The organism is Bradyrhizobium sp. 142, assembly GCF_023074015.1.
In the GTDB taxonomy this organism is placed as follows: Bacteria; Pseudomonadota; Alphaproteobacteria; order Rhizobiales; family Xanthobacteraceae; genus Bradyrhizobium.
Window position 1 is genome coordinate 20,290 of sequence record NZ_JADPKQ010000374.1, and the last position, 15,771, is coordinate 36,060.

Annotated in this window: 18 protein-coding genes; 5 read left to right on the plus strand and 13 right to left on the minus strand. The window is 64.8% G+C overall.

All coding sequences use genetic code 11. The features are described 5' to 3' along the window. Positions 1-6 precede the first annotated feature (6 nt). On the minus strand, positions 7-543 hold the full coding sequence (locus tag IVA82_RS34145; protein ID WP_247493729.1) for a TetR/AcrR family transcriptional regulator: 537 nt from the start codon (positions 541-543) through the stop codon (positions 7-9). Between the two features lie 400 nt (positions 544-943). On the opposite strand from IVA82_RS34145, the gene IVA82_RS34150 reads away from it, so the two are divergent. After that, on the plus strand, positions 944-2,155 hold the full coding sequence (locus IVA82_RS34150) for a hypothetical protein (RefSeq protein WP_247383883.1): 1,212 nt from the start codon (positions 944-946) through the stop codon (positions 2,153-2,155). Here IVA82_RS34150 and gmk read toward each other — a convergent pair. The 9 genes from gmk to IVA82_RS34195 all read right to left on the minus strand — a co-directional run bounded on the left by gmk (position 2,088) and on the right by IVA82_RS34195 (position 10,748). After that, the gene (gmk, locus tag IVA82_RS34155) at positions 2,088-2,744 is read right to left on the minus strand and encodes a guanylate kinase (protein WP_247383884.1); all 657 of its coding nucleotides are present in this window, start codon (positions 2,742-2,744) and stop codon (positions 2,088-2,090) included. The two genes, IVA82_RS34150 and gmk, sit on opposite strands and share 68 nt — an antisense overlap. A 3-nt stretch (positions 2,745-2,747) precedes the next feature. Continuing rightward, positions 2,748-3,635 carry a YicC/YloC family endoribonuclease gene (locus IVA82_RS34160; protein WP_247383885.1) on the minus strand — a complete coding sequence of 296 codons (888 nt, stop codon included), beginning with the start codon at positions 3,633-3,635 and terminating at the stop codon, positions 2,748-2,750. A 112-nt stretch (positions 3,636-3,747) separates the two neighbouring features. Next, on the minus strand, positions 3,748-5,022 hold the full coding sequence (gene mltG / locus IVA82_RS34165; protein WP_247383886.1) for an endolytic transglycosylase MltG: 1,275 nt from the start codon (positions 5,020-5,022) through the stop codon (positions 3,748-3,750). Between the two features lie 125 nt (positions 5,023-5,147). Then, a complete protein-coding gene (gene fabF, locus IVA82_RS34170) occupies positions 5,148-6,413 on the minus strand; it encodes a beta-ketoacyl-ACP synthase II (RefSeq protein WP_247383887.1) in 1,266 nt (421 codons plus the stop codon). Between the two features lie 107 nt (positions 6,414-6,520). Beyond that, entirely contained in the window at positions 6,521-6,760 is a 240-nt protein-coding gene (locus tag IVA82_RS34175; protein WP_008130699.1) for an acyl carrier protein, read from the minus strand. Between the two features lie 312 nt (positions 6,761-7,072). Beyond that, on the minus strand, positions 7,073-7,810 hold the full coding sequence (gene fabG / locus IVA82_RS34180) for a 3-oxoacyl-[acyl-carrier-protein] reductase (RefSeq protein WP_247383888.1): 738 nt from the start codon (positions 7,808-7,810) through the stop codon (positions 7,073-7,075). Positions 7,811-7,879: 69 nt separating this feature from the next. Next, the gene (gene fabD, locus IVA82_RS34185) at positions 7,880-8,839 is read right to left on the minus strand and encodes an ACP S-malonyltransferase (RefSeq protein WP_247383889.1); all 960 of its coding nucleotides are present in this window, start codon (positions 8,837-8,839) and stop codon (positions 7,880-7,882) included. A 172-nt stretch (positions 8,840-9,011) separates the two neighbouring features. Then, positions 9,012-10,037: a fatty acid desaturase family protein gene (locus IVA82_RS34190; RefSeq protein ID WP_247383890.1), complete on the minus strand. Its 1,026-nt coding sequence runs from the start codon at positions 10,035-10,037 to the stop codon at positions 9,012-9,014. A gap of 3 nt (positions 10,038-10,040) precedes the next feature. Then, the gene (locus IVA82_RS34195) at positions 10,041-10,748 is read right to left on the minus strand and encodes a TetR/AcrR family transcriptional regulator C-terminal domain-containing protein (RefSeq protein WP_247383891.1); all 708 of its coding nucleotides are present in this window, start codon (positions 10,746-10,748) and stop codon (positions 10,041-10,043) included. A gap of 332 nt (positions 10,749-11,080) precedes the next feature. Here IVA82_RS34195 and rpsF point away from each other — a divergent pair, with 332 nt between their 5' ends. From rpsF to rplI, 4 genes are all read left to right on the plus strand, one after another. Then, the gene (gene rpsF / locus IVA82_RS34200) at positions 11,081-11,551 is read left to right on the plus strand and encodes a 30S ribosomal protein S6 (protein WP_148743051.1); all 471 of its coding nucleotides are present in this window, start codon (positions 11,081-11,083) and stop codon (positions 11,549-11,551) included. Positions 11,552-11,556: 5 nt separating this feature from the next. Then, positions 11,557-11,796 carry a 30S ribosomal protein S18 gene (rpsR, locus tag IVA82_RS34205; protein ID WP_007592020.1) on the plus strand — a complete coding sequence of 80 codons (240 nt, stop codon included), beginning with the start codon at positions 11,557-11,559 and terminating at the stop codon, positions 11,794-11,796. 127 nt (positions 11,797-11,923) lie between these two features. Then, positions 11,924-12,898 carry a hypothetical protein gene (locus tag IVA82_RS34210; protein WP_247383893.1) on the plus strand — a complete coding sequence of 325 codons (975 nt, stop codon included), beginning with the start codon at positions 11,924-11,926 and terminating at the stop codon, positions 12,896-12,898. Positions 12,899-12,946: 48 nt separating this feature from the next. Beyond that, positions 12,947-13,552, plus strand: coding sequence for a 50S ribosomal protein L9 (gene rplI / locus IVA82_RS34215; protein ID WP_247383895.1), 606 nt, complete (start codon positions 12,947-12,949; stop codon positions 13,550-13,552). A 36-nt stretch (positions 13,553-13,588) separates the two neighbouring features. Here rplI and IVA82_RS34220 read toward each other — a convergent pair whose 3' ends face one another. The 3 genes from IVA82_RS34220 to IVA82_RS34230 all read right to left on the minus strand — a co-directional run bounded on the left by IVA82_RS34220 (position 13,589) and on the right by IVA82_RS34230 (position 15,766). Then, entirely contained in the window at positions 13,589-14,056 is a 468-nt protein-coding gene (locus IVA82_RS34220) for a PaaI family thioesterase (protein ID WP_247383896.1), read from the minus strand. Between the two features lie 11 nt (positions 14,057-14,067). Beyond that, positions 14,068-14,661 carry a TetR/AcrR family transcriptional regulator gene (locus IVA82_RS34225; protein ID WP_247383898.1) on the minus strand — a complete coding sequence of 198 codons (594 nt, stop codon included), beginning with the start codon at positions 14,659-14,661 and terminating at the stop codon, positions 14,068-14,070. 100 nt (positions 14,662-14,761) lie between these two features. Next, positions 14,762-15,766: a hypothetical protein gene (locus IVA82_RS34230; protein ID WP_247383899.1), complete on the minus strand. Its 1,005-nt coding sequence runs from the start codon at positions 15,764-15,766 to the stop codon at positions 14,762-14,764. Between the last annotated feature and the right edge of the window lie 5 nt (positions 15,767-15,771).

The following is a 15,771-nucleotide window of genomic DNA, read 5'->3' on the forward strand; positions in this document are numbered from 1 at the left end:
AAATTTTTATTCCAGCGCCTTGAGGATGATAGGCAGGGTTTTCTTTCGCCAATCCGCCGCGAGATTAGCTCGCGCGAGCATCTGCAGGCCGTAACCGTTCGCCACCAGAAACGTCGCGAGCGCGCGCGCATCGCCGTCCGCGGCAAATTCGCCCGCCGCCTGCCCGCGTGCAATGGCGTCGCGAAAAGCCTCCTCGAGCAGTTCGACACCGCGGCGAACCCGCATCCTGACGAGTTGGTCGTGCGCCGCCAGTTCAACCGCGCAAACCTGAAGGAAGCAAGTCTTCGAGACCGGCTGAAAGCCAAGAATCTTGTCAAAGTGCCGCACGATCGCCGCGCGCGGAGATCCGCGCCGCAGGTCTTCGATGTTGGCCTGCAGCACGGTCTCGATGTAGCGGTCGAGCGCCGCCAGCAGCATGTCATGCTTGCTGCCGAACGCGCCGTAAAAGCTGCTCTTGCTCAGCCCCACCTCGCCAAGCATTCCGTCCAACGAAGTTGCCTCATAGCCGTCGCGCCAAAATAGCCCAAGCGCGCCGTCCAGCACCTGCTCGTAGTCGAATTCCCTCAGTCGCGCCATTTTTATGGACCAGTTAGTCCGAAATCTATTAGAGGTCCGGATGGCGGGAGTCAAGCTCCTGCCGGCAACTGTTCAGCGGTATTGCGAATTTGACCGTCGGGATTCGGGCTGCGTATTCTGCCGCGCAATGGATTCCGGGCTCGCGCTTGCGCGCTCCCCGAAATGACGTGCGGAGGTCGAGGTGGCCTTGCCGCGAGGCGTCGGGCAAAAACACAGCGCGCCAAAAAGCCTTATTTCGCGACGGAACGAATGCGCCGCAGGCCCGATTCAGGCCACATCCTCTCCGGATTTGCGGCTCATTGCCACCCAACTCTTTGACGATAAAGGGCAAGTAACGAGTAGCGTCATGCGTCACCGGGAGACCAGGATGGGCAACCGAACCGCGAAGTTCATATCGACACTTGTCGCCAGCATCGTTGCTGGCGCGCCGCTGGCCGCCGTCTCGCAGAACGCGCCGAGCGCATCGAGCGCTGCAAACGCCGCGAGCGACTGCCTCGCTTCGCCCAAGGGCACCGCGCCGCAGGGACAGCATTGGCACTATCGCCTCGATCGCAGCACCAAGCGGCAATGCTGGTACCTGCGCGCCGAAAGCGGCAAGGACACCGATAAGGCCACCGCACAGATCGCGCAGAACTCGACGGAAACACCCGACGCGAATAATTCAGCAGCGACGCAGCCGCATTCAGTGCAGAACGCGCGCGCCGAATATTTGGCGCCGCAGAGCGCACCGAGCGCGCCCGCTCAGGCCGCGGCGATCGCACCGGCGGCTGCGCCTCCATCTCCGAGCGCCAATGACAGCAATGCGCAACAGCCTGCCGTCGCTGCGCGTTGGCCGGACGCCTCCGCCTTGCCCGCGCCGCAACCGGTGGCCCCACCCGCAACGGCCGCTGCCCAGCCGAGCGCGAAGCCGGCAAAATCCGCTGCTCCGGTGGCGCCCGCCGCGGGCGATGCGTCCGCCGACAAGCCGACCGGCTCGCTCCAGACGCTCCTGCTCGTCGTCGGCGGCGCGCTGGCGCTCGCAGGCCTGCTCGCCAGCGTCGTCTACCGCTTCGCCGGCGGCCGCGGCCGCGTCCAGGCGGGAGACCGCCGCGTGAACTGGGACGATTGGGAGGCGCAGGATCAGCGCGGCAGCCGCGCACCCTGGCTCAAGGCGACGCCGCGCACGCAGCCGCGTCCGGTGGATTTCGACGCCATGCGTCCTCAACCCTGTCCCCAGGCTGCAACACTCGCAGCGTTCGCCGACGAGATCGGTATGGTCGTGGCGGCGCACCAACCGTCCGCCCGCCCCTCCTCCCCTGCCAAAGCAGCAGAACCAGACGAGGCCGAGATCGAGTCATTCGACGGGGAGTTCGAAATCGAGGCATCGGCGCCTCAGCTCGCGGCCAACGATCCCCATGACGAAGAGCCGGCCGATCACTCTGAAAATTCGCGCGATGAGGATGCTGTCGACATCGACGTCATCACGACCATGCTGGAACGGCTGGCGAAGCAAGGGCCGCGGCTGTCGCGGCCTACGCCTGAAGCTGGCTTTGCAGACTTCGCACGAAGCCCACGAGGCCAGTCCGCCGCTCGCGCTTGAGGCGCTCGGCCTTCAGGATCGACTGCACTTCGGCGAAGGCTTCGTCGACATCGTGGTTGATAACGATGTAGTCGTACTCGGCCCAGTGACTCATCTCATGGCTGGCGCGGCTCATGCGGTTGCGGATCACCTCATCGGAATCCTGCGCGCGCGAATGCAGACGCTTCTCGAGGTCGGCCGCCGAGGGCGGCAGGATGAAGACGCGAACCACGTCGACGCTCGCTTTCTGGTGCAGTTGCTGCGTGCCCTGCCAGTCGATGTCGAAAAGCACGTCCTGTCCGGCCGACAGTGCAGCCTCCACCGGAGCACGCGGCGTCCCGTATAGATTGTCAAACACGGTGGCCCATTCGAGCAGTTCGCCCTGCTCCACCATTGTCTCGAACCTGGGCTTGCTGACGAAGAAATAGTCGCGCCCCTCGACCTCTCCCGGCCGCTTCTGACGCGTGGTCGCCGACACTGACATCTTCAGGCCGGGCTCCCGCTTGAGCAACATCCGCGACAGCGTCGTCTTGCCCGCGCCCGACGGCGAGGACAGCACGAACATCAGCCCGCGCCGCTCGACACCGTCAGTACCATGCCCCGTCGTCATCGATCACTCCAGGTTCTGGACCTGCTCGCGGAACTGCTCGACCACGTTCTTCATCGCGAGCCCCGTATTGGTCAGCTCGATATCGTTGGACTTCGAGCAACAGGTGTTGACCTCGCGGTGAAACTCCTGCGCCAGGAAGTCGAGCTTGCGCCCGACCGGGCCGCCCTTGCCGATCAGCTCGCGTGCCTGGGCGATATGGGAGGCGATCCGATCGAGCTCCTCGCGGATGTCGGCCCTGGTCGCGATCAGGATTGCTTCCTGCATCAGGCGGTCGGAATCGAAACGGTCCGACGTATCGAGCAATGTCGCGATCTGCTCGGCGAGTCTGGCCTTGATCGTCTCCGGCTTGCGTCCGGGTGCGGCCTCAGCCTTTCTCGCCAGTTGCTCGACCTCGTCGACCCTCTGGGTCAGGATCTGCCCGAGCGAGGTGCCCTCGCGCCTGCGCATCTCGACGAGCTCGGCGAGCGCCTTGTCGAAGGCATCCGCTGCGGCGAGGCGCGCGGCCTTGTCCTCGTCCTCGTCGCCCTCGGGCTCGGCGACCTCGATCACGCCCTTGATGGCGAGCAGGCCGTCGACACTCGGCGCGACCGCATCGACCTTGCCGGCGATCACCGCGGCGGCCTTCAGGACGGCATTGAGTACGTCCTCGTTGACGCGGACCGAGGCGGCCGCGTTGGTGCGCTTGACGGTGAGATTGGCATAGACGGTGCCGCGCGACAGCACCTCGCCGGCGCGCTTCTTGGCGTGGGCTTCGAGCTCGTCGAACCCCTGCGGCAACCGCACCCGCAGGTCCAAGCCCTTGGCGTTGACCGACTTCAATTCCCATTCGAACGTATACGGCCCGCTAGCGCCGTGGCTTCGGGCAAAGCCGGTCATGGACGACAGCGCCATCGGGTCAGTTTCTCCGGACAGATGAGATTCGCGAGGCCATCAGGGCACGCGAATCTTAAGACTTTTTTGCAGGAAAGTGGAATCCGCTAGAGACCGCGTGTCAGAGCGGCCGCTAGCGTTGGACCACCGGCGGCGAAGGCTGCACCGCGCCCTGCCGGGCAGGAGGCGGACCAGCCGGACGGGGCGCCGGCGGCTTTTTCTGCTGATTGGGCCGCGCCGGCGTGGTCGCGGTCGGCGTATCGGCGGCGGCGGGCGCGGCTGCGGCGGGGGGCTGCGCATCGTCGGCCGGCTCGACCGTGTCGTTCTGGATCTGCTTCTCCATCGCGCGCAGCTTGGCGACGTTCTTCTGGTGCGCGTCGTAGGTCTCGGTGAAGGCGTGCCCGCCGGTACCGTCGGCGACGAAATAGAGATCGCGGGTGCGGGCCGGATTGGCGGTCGCCTCCAGCGAGGCGCGGCCGGGATTGGAGATCGGACCCGGCGGCAATCCTTCGATCACATAGGTGTTGTAGGGCGAGGGCTGCGTGATCTCGCTCCGCTTGATCGGGCGGCCGAGCGTGCCCTTACCGCCGACGATGCCGTAGATGATCGTGGGATCGGACTGCAGCTTGATCCTCTGCTTCAGGCGATTGACGAACACGGCGGCGACACGGCTGCGCTCATCCGGCTTGCCGGTCTCCTTCTCGACGATCGAGGCCAGCGTCACCAGTTGCTCCGGAGTCTTGACCGGAATGTCCTGGCTGCGACGCTCCCAGATCTCGGCCAGCACGCGCTTATGCGCCTGCTGCATGCGCTGGACCACCTGCTCGCGCGGGGTCCCGCGCGGGAACTTGTAGGTCTCCGGCAGCAGCGTGCCCTCGCGCGGCAGCTCGCGCACGCTGCCGGTGAAGATGTCGTTGTCGGAAAGGCGCGCCATGATCTGCTCGGAGGTCAGGCCTTCCGGAATTGTGACGGCATGCTGCACCACCTTGCCCTCGACGATTGTGGCGATGACGTCGCGCAGAGATGCGTTCTTCTGGAACGAATATTCGCCGGGCTTCAGGTCCGAACTCGCCTTCAGCGCTGCCACGCTGGCGATGAACACCCACGGATTGACGTCGGTCACGCCTTCCCGGTTCAGGGTTTCGGCGATGTCGCGCTTGCCCGCGCGCTGGGGAATGTTGACGATCTTGTCTTCATTGAGCGGACCTGCGGCCTCAAGCACCTGCCGGCCGTAATAATACACGCCGCCCGCACCGATCATCGCGATCAGCAGCAGTGTGATGATCGCGTTGCCGACGATCACGAAGGGATTGCGCGCCCGGTCCGATCGCTTTGGCGGCGGCGGGACCTGCTCGGGCTCGAGCGCTGCCCGCGGACTCCGGGGCGAAATGGGCGGCCTTTCACTCATCGAAGCAACCTGAATCCTGCCGGTTCAAATGCGGCCCGACAATCGTTTGTCCAGCCAAATGCACGCGCCCACATGTATGACTATCGCCGAATGCGGCAAATCGGTGGATTCGGTTCAAGCGCAAGCTAACTGGCCAAGCGGCGGAAGATCACCGACGCGTTGGTACCGCCAAAACCAAAGGAATTCGACAATACGACATTAACCTCACGCTTCTTCGCCGTGTGCGGTACGAGATCGATCGCAGTTTCGACCGAGGGATTGTCCAGATTGATGGTCGGCGGGACAACATTATCGCGAATCGCGAGGATGGCGAAGATCGCCTCGATCGCACCGGCCGCGCCAAGAAGATGACCGGTCGATGATTTGGTCGAGGACATCGCGACCCTGGAAGCGGCATTGCCGAGCAGCCGTTCGACCGCACCGAGCTCGATCTCGTCACCGAGCGGCGTCGAGGTGCCATGCGCGTTGATGTAGTCGAGATCGGACGGCGAGAGGCCGGCGCGCTTCAGCGCGGCCACCATGCTGCGGAAGCCGCCGTCGCCGTCGGGCGAAGGCGAGGTAATGTGATAGGCATCGCCGGACAGGCCGTAGCCGATCACCTCGGCATAGATCTTCGCGCCACGACGCCGGGCATGCTCGAGTTCTTCCAGGACCAGGACGCCGGCGCCCTCGCCCATCACGAAGCCGTCGCGCTCCTTGTCGTAGGGACGCGAGGCCTTCTCGGGCGTTTCGTTGAAGCCGGTCGACAGCGCGCGCGCGGCGTTGAAGCCGGCAATACCGATGCGGCCGATTGGCGATTCCGCGCCGCCGGCGACCATGACGTCGGCATCGCCCAGCGCAATCAGGCGCGCGGCGTCGCCGATCGCATGCGCGCCGGTCGAGCAGGCCGTGACCACCGAATGGTTCGGCCCCTTCAGCCCGTGTTTGATCGAGACATAGCCGGAGGCGAGATTGATCAGGCGGCCCGGAATGAAGAACGGCGACACCCGGCGCGGCCCGCGTTCCTTCAACAGGACCGCAGTATCGGCGATGCCGTTCAGGCCACCGATGCCGGAACCGATCATGGTACCGGTCGCGCATTTGTCCTCTTCGGTCTCGGGATGCCAGTTGGCATCGTCAAGCGCCTGGCCGGCAGCGGCCATGCCGAAAATGATGAAGTCGTCGACCTTGCGCTGGTCCTTCGGCTCCATCCAGATATCGGGATTGAAGCTGTCATTCGAACCGTTGCCGCGCACTACGGTGCAGGCGATCCTGGTCTGAAGATCGGAGACGTCGAAGCTCTCGATCTTGCGCGCCCCGCTTTCACCGTCAAGGATGCGCTTCCAGGTCGGCTCGACGCCACAGCCGAGTGGCGACACCATGCCGAGGCCCGTGACGACAACCCGCCTCATATCCGAAAACTCCGCTTCGAAAGATTCACGGCCGATAACAAGAAACCGGCTGACCGCCGGTAGGCGGCCCGTCCGGTTTCAATGTTGTCCCCGCGAAATTAAAGAGCTTAGCTCTTTGCGTTCTTCTCGAGAAACTTCGTGGCGTCGCCGACGGTGAGAATCGTTTCCGCGGCGTCGTCCGGAATCTCGCAACCGAATTCCTCTTCGAACGCCATCACCAGTTCGACGGTGTCCAGACTGTCGGCGCCGAGGTCGTCGATGAAGCTCGCAGCGTCGACAACCTTCTCGGGTTCAACACCAAGGTGTTCGACCACGATCTTCTTAACCCGTTCGCCAATGTCACTCATTGCTTTAACCTCGTGTTGTTCCCTGTAGACCCGACCCCCCGGGACGATACGAGCCGTCGTGGTCGTTTATTGCCTTCGCTTACGAACTTTGATTGACCCCATACTAACCGAAGCGGGGCCCGGCGAACGACGGCCAAGGCTCCGCATCGCCAATATACAGGGTTTCAAAAACCTGCAATGGCGTTCTTTGCCCATCCGTTGAAGGTCCGGTTATCATACTTCAATTGCCTTGACTACAAGCCTCATTTTCCTTCGGAAACGGCCGTTTGCCGCATCCCGCACCGCCCCCTTGCCGGGCGCGGAGCGAGGCCTTTAGATCATGGCCATGCCGCCATTGACGTGGATTGTCTGGCCGGTGACGTAGGCTGCTTCGTTCGAACTCAGGTAAACGGCGGCCGCCGCGATGTCCTCGGGAGTGCCGAGTCGGGCCGCCGGAACCTTGGTCAGTATTGTTTCGCGCTGCTTGTCGTTGAGCGCATCCGTCATCGGCGTCTTGATGAAGCCGGGCGCGATGCAGTTCGCGGTGACGCCGCGCTTGGCGTATTCGGCGCCGAGCGTCTTGATCATGCCGATCAAGCCAGCCTTCGACGCAGTGTAGTTGCCCTGCCCCGGATTGCCGGTGACGCCGACCACCGAGGTAATGGCGATGATGCGGCCGAAGCGCTTGCGCATCATCAATTTCGTGGCAGCGCGTGCCAGGCGGAAGGTCGAGGTCAGATTGACGTTGATGACCTCCTCCCAGTCCTCGTCGCGCAGCTGGACGAACAGATTATCGCGCGTGATGCCGGCGTTGGCGACCAGGATGTCGACTTGCCCCATCGCCGCTTCCGCGGCAGGCACCAGCGCCTCGACCTCGTCGGCCTTGGACAGATTGCACGGCAAGACATGGGTGCGCTCGCCGAGCTTGCCCGCAAGCTCATCCAACACTTCTTTCCGCGTTCCCGAAATAGCAACCGTGGCGCCCTGCGCGTGCAGCGCCTGCGCAATCGCGCCGCCGATGCCGCCGGTCGCACCGGTGACGAGCGCCTTCCTGCCAGTCAGATCGAACATCAATAACTCCCTCAAAGCACGATCCGGAAAAGTGTGCAGCGGATTTCCGGAAAGATCGTGCGCAAACTTTTAGGCCTGCTTCGCAGCGGCCAATGCATCCTTGGCGGCGGCGATGTCGTTCGGCCCGCCGACGGCGACACCGACGGCACCGTCCGCGATGCGCTTGACGAGACCGGTCAGCACCTTGCCCGCGCCGATCTCGAAGAAACGGGTGACGCCCTGCCTCGCCATATAGGCGACCGACTCGCGCCAGCGCACCGTGCCGGTGACCTGCTCCACCAGGCGGCGGCGGATGTCGTCGGGATCGGTAATGGCGCTCGCCAGCACGTTTGATACCAGCGGCGCCGCCGGCGCCTTGATCGTGACCTTGGACAGCGCCTCCGCCATGGCGTCCGCAGCGGGCTGCATCAGTTTGCAATGGAACGGCGCGGACACCGGCAGCAACATCGCCCGCTTGGCGCCCTTGGCCTTGGCGAGCTCGACGGCGCGATCGACCGCCGCCTTGTCGCCAGAGACCACCACCTGCCCGCCGCCATTGTCATTGGCGGCCTGGCAGACCTGGCCCTGTGCCGCCTCGTTGGCGACCTCCACGGCCGCTTCGTAGTCGAGGCCGAGCAGCGCGGCCATCGCGCCAATGCCGACGGGCACGGCCTTCTGCATTGCGAGACCGCGGGTGCGAAGGAGGCGCGCGGTGTCGGAAATGGTCAGGCTGCCAGCCGCAGCCAACGCCGAATATTCACCGAGCGAGTGGCCTGCGACAAAGGCTGCGTCCCGTCCCACGGAAAAACCGGCTTCCGCCTCCAGCACGCGCAGGGTCGCCACGGACACTGCCATCAGCGCCGGCTGGGCGTTTTCGGTGAGCTGGAGGGTTTCGGCCGGACCATCCCAGATGGTCGACGTCAGCTTCTCCCCCAGCGCCGAATCGACCTCGTCGAACACGGCGCGCGCCATTGGGAAGGCATCTGCCAGAGCCTTGCCCATGCCAGTGGCCTGGGAACCCTGCCCCGGAAACGTGAATGCTGCCGTCATCGGCGCTCCCTGCTTGTCGAGCATGATGCCCGCGCGAGCCGGCAGCCGACTACGCGCGGCCTAGGCTATGGTTCCGGATCATGCCTCAAAGGGGGCCGTAGACACTGTCCGGGGCGGCGATGTCAAGCCAAGATGGGGAACCTGGACCAGCATTCAACCGGGATGCGGCCTCTCAAAACCCGCCCGCCTTCTGATCCGCACCGACCTTGGCACCCGCCCGCGCACGGCGGGCGCTGCTTGCCAATTGTCCCGGCCGGTCGTCGCGGTTCGGCTTTGCGGTCGCGAGCCGCAGCACCGCGGCGTAACTCGGCTGCACCTCCATGCGGCCGACGTGCTGGCTCTCGCTCAGCAGACGGTGGACTTTCGGCAAATTGTAGCAGGGGACGTAGAACAACAGATGATGCTCGAGGTGATAGTTCACGTAGTAAGGCGCGATGAACAGGCGCTCGAGAAAATTGGCGTGGGTGGTGCGGGTGTTGCGCAGGGGATCGCTGCTGTCGGGGACGACGGCATGTTCGGCGATGTTGCGGATGCGGGTGATGACCATCATCCAGGTCAGAAGCGGCACCAGCCATAGCAGCGGATAGGCCCACCACACACCGGCCGCCGTCAGCGCGGCGAACAGGGTGGCGTTGAAGATGCATTGGGGTCCGAGCTTCTCCCAAAAATGCGCGGCACGCTGCTGCCACGGCCAGTCCTTCGGCCCGAGTGCGTTGAGCAGTTGCGCCTTGCGCTGCTGATAGCCGGTCTGCCCGGTGATGTCGCGGATGAACTTGCGGCGGTAGCTCAGCTTCGTGATCGGGAACGGCGCCGACAGCACGAGGTCGGGATCGTCCTCCTGCTGGGTTCGCGCGTGATGCTGCAGATGATAGCGCCGGTAGGCGCTTGTCTCCGCGAAGATCGGATAGGCGCAGAACCACTGGCTCAGCGTCAGGTTGGTGCTCTCGTCGGCCGACAGGCATCCATGCGCGCCGTCATGCATGAGGATGGCGAGCCCGAGCTGACGCGATCCGACGATGCCGACCGCGAGCAGATAGGTCAGCGGATTGGGCCACCATGCGACCAGCGCCATCGCGCCGATGATCAACCCCCAGGCATGGGCGATCAGCGCAAGACCTTTCCACGTGACGCGCTGACGTACGTCGATGAGCTGATCCTCGGTCAGGAAGTCGCGAGCACGCATGCGAAGCGCGGTCATGGCCTAATTCTCCTCATCCGAAGTGGTTGACGGATCGCGGTCGTCGACGAGGCGCAGGCGCGCGGCCTCGCCCGTGGATCTCGCCTGCTCGCCGAGCACGCGCAGCATCTCGCCACAGAGTTCTTCAGGCGAGCGGCCCATGGCGCAGCCTTCGAGGATGATGCCGACGGCGATGGCCCAGAATCTGCGCGAACTCTCATCGGGTGCACGCAGGGAACGCCAGCCGTGGCGCGCGACCTGGCTCGCATAGGCGCGTGTGCCCTCGGCGTGCAGGCGTTCGATGGTGCGCTCGACCAGCGGCGCCAGATCCTGGCGCCGCCGTGTCAGCGTCAGCGCCTCGGCGAAGAAGGCGATCGAATCGCTCGCCGTCACCGTCTCGGCGAGCGCGTGCGTATACTCCTGCGGCGAACGCGCCTTCAGCGCCGCCTGCTCGGTCGCGCGTGCCAGGTACAGCAGATCGCGGCAGGCGCATTCGACGAACAGCGCCTCTTTGGTACGGAAATAATAGGTGATCTGGCTCGGGAATGCGTTGGCGGCAGTCGCGATGTCGGCGATCGAGGTGCCGGACACCCCCCGTTCCTTGAACAGAGGGCTCGCCGCGTCGAGCAGTAGCGAACGCATTTTTCGGCCGGCGGACCGCGTCGCCCGCGCCGCATGCTTGGGATCGCTTGCCGTTGTCTCAAATGGCGCCTGAATCGACCTTTTCGCCATGGTAGTCCTCCATCGATTTCTTTGTATGATATACAAACAAATAAATCAAGCCGCTTGGGCTGTCGAAGACGTCCCCCCGTGACCATTTGGGCTGAAACCTGGTCCCGCAACCTTGCCAAGCCGGCCAAAAGACGTATAAAGCGCGTCATCCGCAGACCCCGGCCGGGAGCTGAACGGACGGTCTCAGCAAATCATTCGTGATTTTGATGTGGCAGGGCCAGTCGGCCCGTCGTCCCGTGTTTCCGCCTTCTGAGCTTAATCCCAGAGTCCTTTCCGAAGGTCTCTTAAGGGCTTGACGCCGGGCGATGCGCCAACATGAGGAAAGGACGTCCATGCCTCTTTATGAGCATGTTTTTCTCGCGCGACAGGACGCGAGCACGCAGCAGGTCGAAGAGCTGACCGCACAGATGACCGGCATTGTCGAAGGTCTCGGCGGCAAGATCACCAAGACCGAGAATTGGGGCGTACGCTCCCTCACCTACCGCATGAGCAAGAACCGCAAGGCGCATTTCGTGCTGCTCAACATCGACGCGCCGTCCGCGGCGATCGCCGAGGTCGAGCGCCAGGAGCGCATCAGCGAAGACGTGATCCGCTATCTCAGCGTCCGCGTCGAGGAGCTCGAGGAAGGCCCGTCGGCGATGATGCGCAAGGCCGACCGCGATCGCGAGCGTGACGACCGCGGCGGCGGCTTCCGCGGCGAGCGTGAAGGCGGCTTCCGTGGCGACCGCGAAGGCGGTTTCCGCGGTGACCGCGGTCCGCGCCGTCCGCGCGACGAAGCTGAAACCACGACGGATGCGGAGTAAGATCAATGGCTGAAGCTGGTGCACGCCGTCCGTTTTTCCGTCGCCGCAAGAGTTGCCCGTTCACGGGCGCGAATGCGCCGAAGATCGACTACAAGGACTCCAAGCTGTTGATGCGTTACGTCTCCGAGCGCGGCAAGATCGTGCCGAGCCGCATCACCGCGGTGTCCGCGAAGAAGCAGCGTGAGCTCGCCCGCGCCATCAAGCGCGCGCGGTTCCTGGGTCTGCTGCCCTACGTCATTCGCTAAGACCAATGCGATCGGCGGCGATACGCCGCCGATCGTCAATTTCTGAACTCATAAGGCTTCCGGGTCGTCCGGTCGCCGATGGTTGGGGCGAGACGCCTCTAACCGCTCGGAAGGAGCGGGACAGCTGATGATGGCCTTTGGACTGATAGCCCTGATCGCCGGCGCCGCGTCGGCCCTGATGTTCGCCTCGATCGTTTCGGGCGCGCTGATCTCGCTCGTCCTGTTCTATCTCGCACCGCTGCCGCTGATGGTGGCCTCGATCGGCTGGGGACCGCTTTGCGCGAGCCTGGGTGGGATCGCGGCTGCGCTCGGCCTCGGCGCCCTGTTTGGCCTGCCCTACTGCATTGCCTTCGCCGTCACCGTCGCGCTGCCGGCCTGGTGGCTCGGCCATCTGGTGTTGCTTGGCCGGCACGTGGCCAGCGCCACACCTCCCGCCACCGAGCCGCCGGCCGCGCCCGAGATGGAGTGGTATCCGGTCGGACGCATCCTGCTGTGGATCGCAGGCTTCGCCACGTTGACGACGATCGCAGCGCTGCTCACGCTTGGCACCGATGCCGACAGCATCCTTGGCACGCTGCGCCGCGGCCTGATGCGCGTCCTAAGCACCACCGATCCGCAGGCCGCAAGCGAGGCCGGCCCGTTCGTCGACGCGTTGGTCCGCATCGCGCCGGCCGGCGCCACCATCGTCGCCATGATGACGCTCACCCTCAATCTCTGGCTCTCGGCCAAGGTCACGGCAACGTCGGGCCGGCTGCGCCGCCCCTGGCCGGACATGATGACGGCCGAACTGCCGCCGATGACGCTCGCGGCGCTCTGCGTCGCACTCGCCTTCTGCTTCACCGGCGGGCTGCTCGCGATCATCGCGCAGATCGCGACGGCGGCGCTGATGATGGCTTACGCGCTGACCGGCTTCGCCGTGCTGCATACGCTTACGCTCGCGCTGAAGAGCCGCACTTTCTGGCTCGGCTCGACCTACGCCGTCGTGGTCGTATTCGGCTGGCCGGTCATCGCGATGGTGATCCTGGGCTTGGCGGATGCCGTGTTTGGCTTTCGCGAACGCTTTCTGCGTAACCGGCAGCCGCCGCCGCTGCCAACCTCTTAAGTCCAACCCCGAAAACTGAAACTCAGAGCACTTCAAAGGAGAACGAATATGGAAGTCATTTTGCTGGAACGTGTCAACAAGCTTGGCCACATGGGCGAAGTCGTGAAGGTTCGCGACGGCTATGCCCGCAATTTCCTGCTCAAGCGCGGCAAGGCCCTGCGCGCCACCGCCGATAACCGCGCCAAGTACGACGGCATGAAAGCCGAGCTCGAGGCTCGCAACCTCCAGAGCAAAGGCGAGGCGTCTAAGGTCGCCGAGAAGATCCAGGGCAAGAACATCATCGTGATCCGTCAGGCCTCGGAAGCCGGCCAGCTGTTCGGGTCGGTCACGGTGCGCGACGTGGTCACGGCCTTCGAAGCCGACGGCGTCGCGCTGGAGCGCCCGCAGGTGCAGCTCGACGCGCCGATCAAATCCATCGGCAAGCACGCCATCATCGTCGCCGTTCACCCCGAAGTCGAGGTTGAGGTCACCGTAACGGTTGCGCGCAGCCAGGACGAGGCCGAGCGCATCAACCGCGGCGAGGACATCTCGACCCGCAATGAAGATCGCGATGCTGCCGCCGAAGCGATCGCCGCCGCCGGCGAATTCTTCGATCCGGAAGCCCAGCAGGAAGGCGTCGAGCCGGCGCCCGCTGCGGAAGAGACTGAGAAATAGGCCTCGCGTCCATGCGCGAAATGAAGCCCGGCCGTTTCAAGCGGCCGGGCTTTTCGTTTTGGCGGCAACGTCCTCGTTCAGCATCGCGATCGAGGCGAGCGCCGTTGCGGTATGCTTCTCGATGCCGTCGCTGATGCCGAATACGTCGGCAGCGACCACCGAGACCTGACGGCCCGGCTTGATCACCCTCGCCCGACAGATCAGCTTTTCTCCGACCGCCGGCGACAACAGGTTCAGCTTGTACTCCGCCGTTAGCGCCGGCTGGCCGCGCAAGGTCGCCGCCGCGATCGTCGTGGCATTGTCGACCAGGAACGCGGTGACGCCGCCATGGAAGAAACCGTGCTGCTGCAGCAGCTCCGGCCGGCGCTTCACGGCAATCGTGCAGGCACCGCGCGACAGTTCGGACAGCTCGGCACCGACCAGGTTCATAAAACCCTGCCGACCGACATTGGCGTGGATGCGCTCGGCGACGGCTGCGAATTCGGGGTCGGCTTCGCTGTTCATAACGCAACTCCCTATTTGTTGATGCGTTCGGGCGGCCGCAGCGCACGGATGGCGCAAGCGATCAACGTGTCGGCCTCGCTGCGTGGATCGGCGCGATCGCGTCCTGAGAGGAACGCGCGGCAGAAGATCTGCGCCGGGCCTATGAGTTGGCTGATAAACATCACCGGCGCCATGGGCAGCAGGTCGCCGCGCTCGACCAGCGGCCGACGCCAACGCTCGATGCCTTCGGCAAGGCGCGCATTCTGCGCGCGCTGGGCGTCGCGGACGTCCTCGCTCCATTCGCTACGCGCGATTTCGAACAGATAGCGCGCCTCGCGCCGGCTGGTGACGACCCAATCGAGATGGGCACGGATCAGGCGATCGATCCCTTGCCCCGCATCGGGCGTGGGATCGAGCGCAGCCAGCATCGCGGCATGATAGTGCTGCAGCACCTGCAGGAACAACGCGCCCGCCAGCTCCTTCTTCGACCCGAAGGCATGAAAGAAGCTGCCGTTGGAGGCGCGCGCCCGAGCGCGGATCGCCGCTACCGTCGCGCCTTCGAAGCCGACGCGATCGAACACCGCAAGCCCTGCCGCCAATAGTCCGTCACGTACGTCAGCCGACATCGGCATCTCCTAGAGCACCACTCTAGAGCAACACTCCACTATCGGTCAAGACGATGCGGAGGCCGCCACGATGCGACCTCATAACCGGTCAGAAGATCTGCTAGCGCGAAATCGGGGGAACCGGGGGGCCGGAGGACTCAGCCGGCGCCGGGGCTGCAGCAGTTGCAGGCGGTGGCGGCTCCGGCGGCTCGGCCGCCGGTTCAGCGCTGCTGCTGGTGGCAGGCTCGGCTGGCTTGGAAGCGGCCGCCTCCGCGGGTTTGGGCGCAGCCGGCTCGGCCTGTTTCGCGGCAGCCGATGGCGGAGCCGGCGTCACGGCCGGAACCGGGTCCGGCCGCAGCGCTGGAGCCTCGCTGCCGCTCGGTTCGAGCTTGGCGCTTTCCGGCTTCACCTCGGCCGGTTTCTCGGCCGCCTTGGCGCTGTCCGGCTTGGACTCGTCATGGCCGGAATCGACCTTCGCGGTTTCAGGCTTGGGCTCAACATTTTTGTCGCCCGACGGCGCAGCTGTAGCGGTACCCGTCTTCGGCGCTTCTTCGGTCTCCGGCTTGCTGCGCTTGCTCAGCCGTTTGGCCTTGCGGCCTTCTGGCGATTGTTCGTTGGTGGCCTGGCCTTCTGGCTTGGCGCCATCCTTTGCGCCCTCCTCGCTCGGCCGCGCCACGCGCTTCTGGCGACCTTCGGGCGCCAGAGCTGCACCCTCGCCCTCCGGCTTGGCGGCCTCCTGGGACCGCGAGCGACGGCCCTGATGTTCAGGAGACTGTGCCGGATTGGTTGCAGCTTCCTTCTCCTTGGCGGCGTCCTTTTTGTCCTTGCCGTCCTTGGCCTGGTAACGCGTGTCGGTGGCGCCGTTGGAGACGAGGTAGGAGGCGAGCACTCCGGCCATGTCGGAGCTGGTCGTGTAGTGCTGACGCAGGAAACCGGGCAGCGAACCCGGCGCTACCGTCTTCAACAGCCCCCTGGGGCTCTTGTGGCAAGCATTGCAGGTCTGCGCGAAAAGCTGGGATGGAGCCTTGCCGGCCTCGAGGTTCGTCGCCTGCGCAAGAACGGCATCGGCCGCGCCGAAGCCAATCAGAAGCAATACCGTTGCGAGGCTGAGCGCTCGGCTCGACATTCCCA